Genomic DNA, 9,999 nt, shown 5'->3' with positions numbered 1-9,999 from the left:
GGGTTTTTTACCGGTTTGCGATACGAGACGTTTGTTCAACTCCTCCACGATAAAAGCCCTGTCCCCGATTTTGAAAATAATATCCTTCGGATTTTTACTCGTCGCCTTTTCGAGGGTTTTAACCACATCCTCCGCCTGCATGAGCTTATCCACATAATCCTTTGAGGCCTTTGCGAAAAATCGATTGAGCAGCATGGTCGACTGGTTCTTGTCCTTAAGCTTTCTGATTTGCTTCTCGGACAGGTCTTCCTTTTCCTCCGCCAGGAGAATATATACCCCGTTGTCGAGTATCACGGGTTCCTTCGTGTACTCGCCTTCCTTCAATGAAAACGCCGCTTTTGAAAATTCGGCGGGCATCATGTCGTACAATATATAGCCGATATCTCCCCCGTTCTTCTTCGAGAAGTCCGCGGAATGCTGCTTGGCGAGATCTTCGAATTTGGCCCCCTTCTCGATCTGGGCAATCAGTTCGCGTGCCTTTTCGACCGCCGTTTCACGTTCTTTCTTCGTCTCCGCATCGGAAGGCTTCTTGCCTTTTTCCTGCTTCGGGTCCCTGGTTTTTATAAAAATCTGCCGGATGCGCACCGCGGGCTCGCTGAATTTCGTGTTTTCTTTAATTTCTCTCTGATACAGCAGGTCCATAAGCTGCGCTTCTTCCGCTTTCTCCGCAAGCGCTTTTAATTCCGGGGATTTATCAAGCCCTTCCTTCCTGGCCTCCGCCACGCATAGCCTGTCTATTGCCATCATCCGAAGCTTGCTTTCCTGGTATTTTTTCGATTTAAGTATCTCGCCCTTATTAAGGCGTTTCGCCTCGATCCAATCGTAAAATTCGCCGCGGGTAATCCGGCCTTCTTTGTATGTCGCGAGCACGTCTCCTTTGACTTTGCAGCCACCGAGAGCCAGGACTACACACAGGACAAGCCATTGATACTTTTTCATGTTCATCTCCCTTACCGCACGCTGCGGCCACTTCGTTGGTTGCGAAATGCGGGTGCCGGTCAGGACCCGTATGCGTTTCGCTTCACCGTTCTGTCACCCCGGCATGGATGGCGTGAGCCTTGCCGTTCGGGCGACTAATCCATTTTTAAAGTATACGAATTCATGGGGTGAAAACCGAAGTAAATTATTGTGGAATTCCTATCCCTGACCCGCTGCCGTGTCAATAGGATTTTCGGGCGGCGCCTGGGGGTAAATTTTGATAAATTGTATTGACATTTTCCTATTTCGCGTCTTTTTGTTATCAGGGAAGGAGAAGCGCGCAGCGTCTCGATCCCCGAGCGCTCGAGTTGCAGGGCATCCAGGGCATGAAGGACATAAAGCGCTATAAAGATAGAATAATTGGAATCCTCACTTCGGACGAGCTTCTCGAGTTCGATCGCGACTCAAGCAGCATAATCGACATTGGATACGAGTACGTGGAACTGGGGGATTATCGCCGGGCGTTCAAGCTTTTCAGCATCGGCGCGCGCCTTCATGAATCCGATCCCGACATCCTGAACGGCCTTGGCATCGCCCTGTGCGAGCTCGGCAGGTTCAAGGCTTCCCGGCAGGTGCTTGAAAAAGCCGCGGCCCTGTATCCCGACGACGCGGTGACCCTCGCGAACCTTGCGGGAGTCTATTGGGAAGAAGCGGAATTCGAAAAGGCCATCCACTATTACGCAAGGTCCATCGAAATGGATACGATGATACCCGAAACCCATTTCAATCTCATAAACGTGTACTACGAGATCGGCGATCTCTTCATGGCCTACATCGCATGCCTCAACCTGCTCAAGATATATCCCGAGGACGAGCAGGGGCTCGAACTGCGCGACGACATCCTTCTGAATCTCGGACTTTCCATCTGAATGAGACGCCTCGAAAGGGAAATCACGGATCGGCGCGTAATCGACCGGATCCTCAACGAAGCGCTCGTATGCCGTATCGGCTTGTGCGACGGCGAAACGCCTTATGTCGTCCCCATGAATTTCGGCTATGACGGGAAGTCGTTGTTTTTTCATTCCGCTCCCATCGGCCGTAAAATCGAAATCATTTCAAGGAATGACCGCGTGTGTTTCGAGGTCGATACCGATCATCAGATGGTACGCGCCGCGGCGCCCTGCGGCTGGGGAATGAAGTATCGGAGCGTAATAGGTTCCGGGAGGGCGCGCCTGCTCCCCGACGGGGACGAGAAAATGGAAGCGCTTTCGTGCATCATGCGAAAATACGGGGCGGAAGGCGAACTCCGGTTCGAGGAAAAATCGGTACGGGCGGTGGCCGTGATCCGCGTCGATATCGAAGAGATCCGGGGAAAACAGGCCGGGCAGTGAGCCTACTTCTTCATTTTTTTAATGAGCGAAATGGTTTCCCTGATTTCCTTCTCCATGTCGATCTTCCAGCCGTCATCCTCTTTTTTCATATTGAATGAAACCTCGAGGCCCTTGTTGTTTTCCACGGGGTGTTTCGTATATTTGATGCGCACCTTCGCGCTGTCCCCCTGGATCGATTCGTCCAGCAATTCCCATCGCGCGCCCTTCGCGAATCGGCCGTCGGGGATCGCCTCTTCTTTCCGGGAACGCGGATTCAGCTTATCGAGATCGTCGAAGGCGCTCCGGGTTCCCTTCGTGTAAAATTTCTTCGCGCCGCTGAAATCATCCGAGGAAAATATTTTCTGCATCGCGTCGAGCACGTCCCTGGGCCGGTCGCCGGAGGACCCTCCGCAGCCGAAGAGAATGCACGCGACCGGAATCGCGTACAGTCCGCGAAAATATTTTTTCATCCGTTCCCCTATTCCCAGTATTTTCTGAATGATAACTTTTCCTTGAGCGAGAAAAAATCGCTTCCGCGCGGCACATCCCTGAGCTTGGTCTTGAGCGTGTCGTGATCGATGAGTTCGCTGAAGGGGACGGCCTTCAGGTCGAAATTGTCCGTTACAGAAACCATGACGCCGAAATTGTTATCCCTGTAGAACTTGTACGCGCCGTAGCCGAGCATGCTGCCGAGCACGACGTCGAAGCTGATGGGGGCCGCACTGCGCGTCTCGTAGCCGATCTGCTTCGGGATGAGCTTGATGTCGAGCCCGGTCTTTTCGCGGTACACGCGCTTCGCCGCATCGGCGAGCAGGCGCGAAATGTTCGCCTCGCGGAAGAGGATGTTCCCGTGCTTGTCGGTCTCATGGGGCTTGAGCTTGTCCGGCAGCTTGTCGGCGAGCCCCTCCGCGACCGCGATCACGCCGTACGGGCGGCGGTTGTTCTCCCGGGCGATCATCGTATCGGCGATGCGCTCCGCCAGCGCTTCAAGGTCGAGCTCGTCGTCGTCGATATCCTCGAGTCCGATCATCATTATCGCCTCGGCCGCGATTCCGGCGGCGTAGGTGAGCCAGCCCGCCTTTCTTCCCATGAGCTCGACGATGAAAAAGCTGTCGGTCGCCTGCGCGTCCGCCTTTATGTTGAGCATCTCGATCTGCGCCGAGTTGACGGCCGTCCAGTATCCGAAGGTCCAGGGAATTCCGTAATAGTCGTTGTCGATCGTCTTCGGGATATGGATGAGGGGAAATCCCATGAGGTACAGGAAATTCGCCGTTTTGAGCGTGTCGTCTCCGCCGATCGAGATGAGGGCGCCCACGTTAAGGTGATCCAGCGCATCGAGAATATTGCGCAACTGGGCGTTTTTTTCCGGGTTGGAAATATCCTCCATGGCCCTTATGTTTTTCCCGGGGTTCGCACGGGAGGTGCGCAGATATATCCCCCGTTCGTTCCTTACCTGGGTGATATTGTAATTGAGCTCCTCGTAGTGTACGCCCTTGCGAAGCTTGGGATAATTGATATTGAAATCCTGGATGAACTCATAGCCCCTGAAAATTCCGATCACGGGGATATTGTCGTCAAGGAAATTAAGCGTCGTCGAGGATATGACGGTATTCGCACTCGGGGCGGGTCCCCCGGAAAAGAGGATCCCCACTTTCTTGTGTTTCGGATTCATTCTTCACTCCCTGTTCGTCTCAGATGGTTCCCGGGGCCCGCAGGTAACGGCATGCCGGCCTGAAAGACAATTCGGAAAAGGTAATCCATACCGGCGGGAATTACAAGTAATAAACTGGAAATGCAGGGTACAAAGTGGAAAGAGCGCTCCGGCTGGAGGGTTGATCATTACCCATATCACAAAAACTGCCTCATGAGGCCCCTCAATCCCCCGGAGAGGGACTTCAGCAAACGGCAGAATATGCTTTTTCTACCATTGGCAGATATTGTTGCCTCCGCTGGGGGGTATGGGAGGCGTTTTTTAACTTTCGAGGAGAGGGGAGCCGGGACACGGTTGGCGCGCCGATCGGGACTACTTGCTGTTCAGGATTACCAGGGCGTCGACGGCGACCGGCTTGTCCCCGTTTATCACCATCGGGTTGATATCGATCTCCCTGATTTCATCGTATTCCAGGCCCAGGTTGCCTATCCCGATAAGCGCCTTCACGAGCGCAGCGCGCTCCACCGCGGGGCTCCCGCGGAACTCGTCCAGCATCTTGCGTGTGCGGATCTCCTCGATCATCTCCGCCGCGTCGAGCTCGGTGAGCGGGGCGACGCGGAAGCTTACGTCCTTGAGCACCTCGGTAAAAATACCCCCCAGGCCGAACATGACGCAGGGACCGAACTGCGGGTCGCGTGTAAGCCCTATCACGAACTCGCGCTTGTCGCCCTCGATCCATTCCTGCACGAGTACGCCGTCAAGGATCACTCCCTTGCCGGTGAGCTCGTCGTAGGCGGCGGCGACCTCCTGGTCGCTCTTCAGCTTGAGTTTCACCATGCCCATCTCCGTCTTGTGGGTCACCTTGTCCGAGCAGCCCTTGAGCACCACGGGAAATCCCATCTCGCGTGCGAAGGATACGGCCTGGTCCCTCGTCTTCGCGAGCATATATTTCGTCACTGCTACACCCGCGGACGCGATAACCCGCGCGGAGTCGTATTCGGAGAGCGCTTTTTGTCCCTTCCCGACGGCATTTTTCAGAAGTTCCTTCATATGATCAGCTCCTTTGCCTGAGGTACCTTGAATATTCATACTGGTGCGCGAGACAGAACACCGCTTCCTCCGGCGTCTTGTACACGGCGACCTTGTACTTCCCGCCGTTCCTGCTGTAAAGCATTTTGTCTTCCGGCGACGTCACGAGCGCGACCGGGTAGATCGGTTTTTCGTATTGTTCCATGAAACCGATTATCGTATCGAGAAAATCGAACTGTTTCTTCCTGAATACGGCGCTGAGACCGTCGACCTCCTGCTGCGATCCGTACCCAAGGTCCAGGACCATCTGGTTCACGCGCACCACGAACTTCGTCGCGCCGATCACGCCCAGAATGATCACCGCGTCAAATGCGTCGCTCGACACCATGAGCCGGAGCGATTCGGAAAAGAGGACCGGATCCGGCTGGCCCACCAGGTCTACGGGGTTCCCCTTGCTCCAGAACGGCGGGAGCATGGAATCGAGCTTCGCGAACACGTCGTCGGGAAGCGGCGGCAGGGCGAGACCCTGTTCCTCACACTCGTCCGCGGTGATAACGCCCCAGCCGCCCCCGAGCGTCACGACACCCACACGGTTCCCCCGGGGAAGGGGCAGCGCATCGAATGCCGCGGAAAGCGTGAGCATCTGGGTGGGCGCCGTGGTGAGAATCACCCCGCTTTGCTTAAGCGCGCTTGCGTACGTGGCGTAGGTCCCCGCCATCGCACCGGTGTGCGAGGCCGCGGCCCGTGCGCCCCCGACGGTGCGGCCGGCCTTCAATGCGATCACGGGCTTTTTCATAGTCGTGCGCTTCGCAATCTCCATGAAACGCCGCCCGTTGTCGATCCCCTCGAGATACATGAGGATCACATTGGTATCGTCATCCTCGCTCAGGTATTCAAGGTAGTCCTCGCACATGAGCACCCCCTCGTTGCCCGAGCCCACGAACTTGCCTATTCCGATATTCTGCTGTTCGGCCCACTCCATCACTTGGTTGCCGACGTTTCCGCTCTGGGCGACGATGGATATTCCGCCCCGTACGGGTTTTACAAGCGAACCCGTGGCGTAGATCGAGCAGGCCGTATTCACCATCCCCATCGTGTTGGGGCCGACGATATTCATTTCATGCGCGTGCGCATACGCGACCATTTCCTCTTCGAGACGCTTGCCTTCTTCGCCGGTCTCACTGAATCCCGAGGTGATCATGACGATGTTTCGCACGCCTTTCGCCGAGCAATCGCGGAGCACATTCATGACCTTGTTTGCGGGGGTCGTATTGAACACGAGGTCCACTTCCCCGGGGATATCCATGAGCGACTTGTATGCCTTCCGGCCGTACACGCTGTCCCTCGTGAGGGTCACGGGATAGACTTCACCCTTGAAACCCGCGGCGAGCAGGTTGGTGAATATGTACGAGCCCCACTTGAACATGCTGTCGCTCGCGCCTACCACCGCAATCGCCCTGGGATAGAAAAGTCTGCTCAGATCCCGCATTGTGCCGTCACCTTTTCCCGCTGTGCTCCGAATTCTCGGTGGCGACAGTTTTATTGAGCGATACCATTTGTCAACAAAATATGCTGGTTTATTATCATGCAACAATACTAAACATTGCATACTCATCGGTCAACATTTTCGGGATGAGGAAAATGTATAGTTGACGGGTCCGCCGCGCGCGGGTCGCGGCTTCCGGAACGGCTCCTAGTATCCCTTGCGCCGGCGCTGCGATTCCCAGCGCCACGCGGTCTCCACGATCACATCGAGTTCCGCATAACGCGGCTTCCACCCGAGATCCCTCGCCGCCCTTTCCGAGGAGGCGATGAGCGCGGCAGGGTCGCCCGGACGGCGCGGCCCGTCCATGGCACTGATTTTCCGCCCCGTAACGCGCCGCACCGATTCCACGACCTCGCGCACGGAGAAGCCGCTTCCGTTCCCGAGGTTGTAAACCGAGGTTTTCCCTTCCGCGAGAAGTTTTTCCAGCGCGCGCACGTGCGCATCGGCGAGGTCGTTCACGTGTATGTAGTCGCGCACGCACGTCCCGTCCGGCGTATCGTAATCGGTACCGAACACGTTGATGACGTAGGATTCGTCGAGCGCCGCGCGCATGACGAGCGGGATGAGGTGCGTCTCGGGGACGTGGCTTTCGCCGAGCGCGCCCGAGGGATCGGCCCCCGCGGCGTTGAAATAGCGCAGGCTCACCGACCGGAAATTATCGGACACGTCAAGGTCCCTGAGGATATCCTCCACGAAAAGCTTCGTTCGCCCATAGGGGCTTGAAGGCGCGAGGCGGGAATCCTCGGGGATGGGGACGATCTCCGGTTCCCCGTAAACGGCGGCCGACGAGGAAAAAATGAATCGCGTGACCCCGGATTCGAGCATCGCCCTGAAGAGCGTCACCGTTTCCGATACGTTATTTTCGTAATACTTGAGGGGGAGATGTACCGATTCGCCCACGGCGATGAACGACGCGAAGTTCATGACGCACGCGAACTCGCGCTCCCCGAACAGCTTCCCGAGTTTTCCGCGATCCCCTATGCTCCCCTCGACGAGCTCGAATCCGGCGACGAAATCGCGAAACCCCGTGGAGAGATTGTCGTAGATGACGGGCTCGAATCCGCGCGCGGCCAGCGCCCTCACCACGTGGCTGCCGATATAACCCGCGCCCCCGGTAACCAGAATCCGCTTCATGACATCCTCCTTTCCCGAATAGCGCACCCTACGGAACCCGCGGCAATTTTTCAAGCACTTCGGGGAAACCGAGCACGGTGAAACCCGCGAGGGTTTTCCAGATGTCCGGCTCGGAGTGCGGCTCCAGGGTGACGAGGGGGACGGCGTTCATCCCGGCTATGAAATCCTTCACCGCGGCGAAATCCACGGAGCCCTCGCCCAGGGGGGCGTGCCGGTCTCCCGATCCGTCGTTGTCATGAAGGTGGAACTGGCCGACGAAATGCCCGGCGCCGGAGAGCCATTCAGCGATCCCGATTTTCGAGAAGGCCGCCAGGTGGCCCACGTCCAGACAGTGCCGGACGTTCTTCGCGGAAATTTTCGCGAACACCTCGCCGAATATGTCCGGCGATTCCTCGTACACGTTTTCGAGGCACAGCAGCGCGTTCATGGCCGCCGCGAGTTCCGCATAACGATCGATCTCGGCGGCCGTGTGCGCGAGCCAGTCCCGGTGCACGAACCCGAATCGCCGGTATTCGAAGTTGAGATGCATGACCACCGACGCCGGGCGGAAGAGCGGCGCGAGGCCGAACGCGGCGTCCAGGCGCGCTCGTGCCGCCTCGCGCACGAGCCTGTCGGGGGCGCCGGGAAACAACTCCTGGAACGGGGCGTGGACGGTCGTTGAAATCCCCGCGTCTGCGATCTCAGCGGCGACGGCGCGAAATTCGCCGGGCGCATGCGCGTCGAGAGCGTGATGACTGATGCCTATCTCGAGGTTGAGGCGGTGCTCCTTCACGAGCGCGCGCATATGGGCGTCGAGCTTCCCGAACGGCATGGATATGTAGACGAGGCGGGCGGCACGCGCGATGGATTCTTCGGTCATCATTTCATGCCCTCCGGTTGATGAATTCGTCGGCGGAGCGCCGGCGTCCGACCGGGTTCCGGGTTCCGGGTTCCCCGGACCGGGAACGTCCGTGCGGCATTCATGGCGCCGGTTACAGGTCGAACTTCGCGCATACGAAGGTATGGTCGGAAGGGCGTTCGCGGAGGCGCGGCTCCATATCGATCCACGCGTCCGTCGCGCGCGCGGCGAGTGCGCCGGTAGCCCGGATATGGTCCAGCCTCCAGCCCAATCCCTTCTTCACCGCGTCGCGCAGGCGGTAGTCCCAGAACGAGTACCGGCCCGCCTCCTGGTGAAATTTACGGTAGATGTCTTCGAAGCCCCATTCCGTGATAGCCCTCAGGGCCTTGTGCTCTTCGGGGTGGAACCCGACCTTGCCGTAAAGCGCATCGGAATCGAACACGTCTTTCCGCTCTGGGGCGATATTGATATCGCCCACCCAGACGAGCGGCGCCCCCGGGGAAAACCGCGCGGAAAAAAAATCGCGCAGCCGGGCCAGCCAGCCGAGCTTGTATTTGAACTTCGGCGAGAGCGGATCGGTCCCCTGCGGCACGTAGGTGTTCACCACGGGGATGCCGGATATCCAGGCGCCGATAAGCCGTGTGCCCTCGTCGGCCCCTTCGCCGTCGAAGCCGTAAAAAACGCGCTCGGCGGGAAGGCGCGAAAGTATGGCGACGCCGTTGTAGGACTTTTCCCCTTTATAGATGGCAGTGTACCCTGCGTCCGTGAACGCCTGTATCGGAAACTCCTCGTCCCTTACCTTGGTCTCCTGGACGCACAGCACGTCGGGGGCCTGCTCCGCGAGCCAGTCGATTATGATGGGCATGCGCGCGCGTATCGAGTTTGCGTTGAAGGTCGCAATGATCATGGCCGGTCCTCCTCAAGGGAGGCGAGGATCGCGTCGTTTAGCACGATGCGCCCACCCCCGGTTTGCTCCTCCCTGTTTCGTCGTCTATACATGGTTGTATCGAACCCCGACTCCAATCTTTGCCGCGCCCGGAAAGGCAACGCTTCCAGTGTGAACGGCTGCGCGCGAATGTCAAGCGAGGAACGACACCGCACGCACTAAAACGCATCGTATTCGTTTTAAGCGTCTCCGAGGGAAGCGGTGGAGTGAGTGTGACACATTCCAGGTGTTTTAAGGGAAATCCGGGAAAAGTGTTACTATCTTGTGCCCTTCCTTCGTATTCACTTCAGACGCTCCACTTTTTCTTCGGAGGGTACCGAATGCTGCGAACGAGCATCAACATGAAAAACGCGAACTTTATTAAAATCAGCCTTGCGGCCGCCCGGCTTGGAAAATCCCGCCGCGAGGTCGTGATTATGATTCTTATGCGTATACGACACAACATTAATCACTTCCAGGGGGGCTTTACGCTGGTGAAGTACCAGCCGCGTGATCCACGGAAACTTTGGCATTGCTTTCCGATTACCTTCAGGAAGAATGAGAATGAGCTTGTTTCGGATTTCCGCA

Annotated in this window: 10 protein-coding genes; 2 read left to right on the top strand and 8 right to left on the bottom strand. The window is 57.3% G+C overall.

What is annotated here, in order from left to right; genetic code table 11:
• Positions 1–945 (bottom strand): hypothetical protein (locus tag EPN93_11460; GenBank protein TAL34869.1); only part of this gene is annotated, 945 nt, incomplete at its 3' end.
• A gap of 359 nt (positions 946–1,304) precedes the next feature.
• On the opposite strand from EPN93_11460, the gene EPN93_11455 reads away from it, so the two are divergent.
• Both EPN93_11455 and EPN93_11450 read left to right on the top strand, forming a co-directional pair.
• Entirely contained in the window at positions 1,305–1,847 is a 543-nt protein-coding gene (locus EPN93_11455) for a tetratricopeptide repeat protein (protein TAL34868.1), read from the top strand.
• Positions 1,848–2,309: a pyridoxamine 5'-phosphate oxidase family protein gene (locus EPN93_11450; GenBank protein ID TAL34867.1), complete on the top strand. Its 462-nt coding sequence runs from the start codon at positions 1,848–1,850 to the stop codon at positions 2,307–2,309.
• 2 nt (positions 2,310–2,311) lie between these two features.
• On the opposite strand, the gene EPN93_11445 is transcribed toward EPN93_11450, so the two are convergent.
• From EPN93_11445 to xth, 7 genes are all read right to left on the bottom strand, one after another.
• Positions 2,312–2,758, bottom strand: a complete 447-nt coding sequence (locus EPN93_11445) for a hypothetical protein (protein TAL34866.1) — start codon at positions 2,756–2,758, stop codon at positions 2,312–2,314.
• A gap of 8 nt (positions 2,759–2,766) precedes the next feature.
• Positions 2,767–3,960 carry a 6-phosphofructokinase gene (locus EPN93_11440; GenBank protein ID TAL34865.1) on the bottom strand — a complete coding sequence of 398 codons (1,194 nt, stop codon included), beginning with the start codon at positions 3,958–3,960 and terminating at the stop codon, positions 2,767–2,769.
• 351 nt (positions 3,961–4,311) lie between these two features.
• Entirely contained in the window at positions 4,312–4,989 is a 678-nt protein-coding gene (locus EPN93_11435; GenBank protein TAL34864.1) for a carboxylate--amine ligase, read from the bottom strand.
• 4 nt (positions 4,990–4,993) lie between these two features.
• A complete protein-coding gene (locus EPN93_11430; protein ID TAL34863.1) occupies positions 4,994–6,583 on the bottom strand; it encodes a hypothetical protein in 1,590 nt (529 codons plus the stop codon).
• A gap of 78 nt (positions 6,584–6,661) precedes the next feature.
• Positions 6,662–7,648 carry a UDP-glucose 4-epimerase GalE gene (galE, locus tag EPN93_11425; protein TAL34862.1) on the bottom strand — a complete coding sequence of 329 codons (987 nt, stop codon included), beginning with the start codon at positions 7,646–7,648 and terminating at the stop codon, positions 6,662–6,664.
• A gap of 28 nt (positions 7,649–7,676) precedes the next feature.
• Positions 7,677–8,510 carry a sugar phosphate isomerase/epimerase gene (locus EPN93_11420; protein ID TAL34861.1) on the bottom strand — a complete coding sequence of 278 codons (834 nt, stop codon included), beginning with the start codon at positions 8,508–8,510 and terminating at the stop codon, positions 7,677–7,679.
• Between the two features lie 109 nt (positions 8,511–8,619).
• A complete protein-coding gene (gene xth, locus EPN93_11415) occupies positions 8,620–9,393 on the bottom strand; it encodes an exodeoxyribonuclease III (protein ID TAL34860.1) in 774 nt (257 codons plus the stop codon).
• Between the last annotated feature and the right edge of the window lie 606 nt (positions 9,394–9,999).

The sequence above is a fragment of the Spirochaetota bacterium genome (assembly GCA_004297825.1).
Taxonomy (GTDB): Bacteria; Spirochaetota; UBA4802; order UBA4802; family UBA5368; genus FW300-bin19.
The sequence above is the reverse complement of the archived record's forward strand: the minus strand, read 5'-3'. Positions and strand labels throughout refer to the sequence as shown.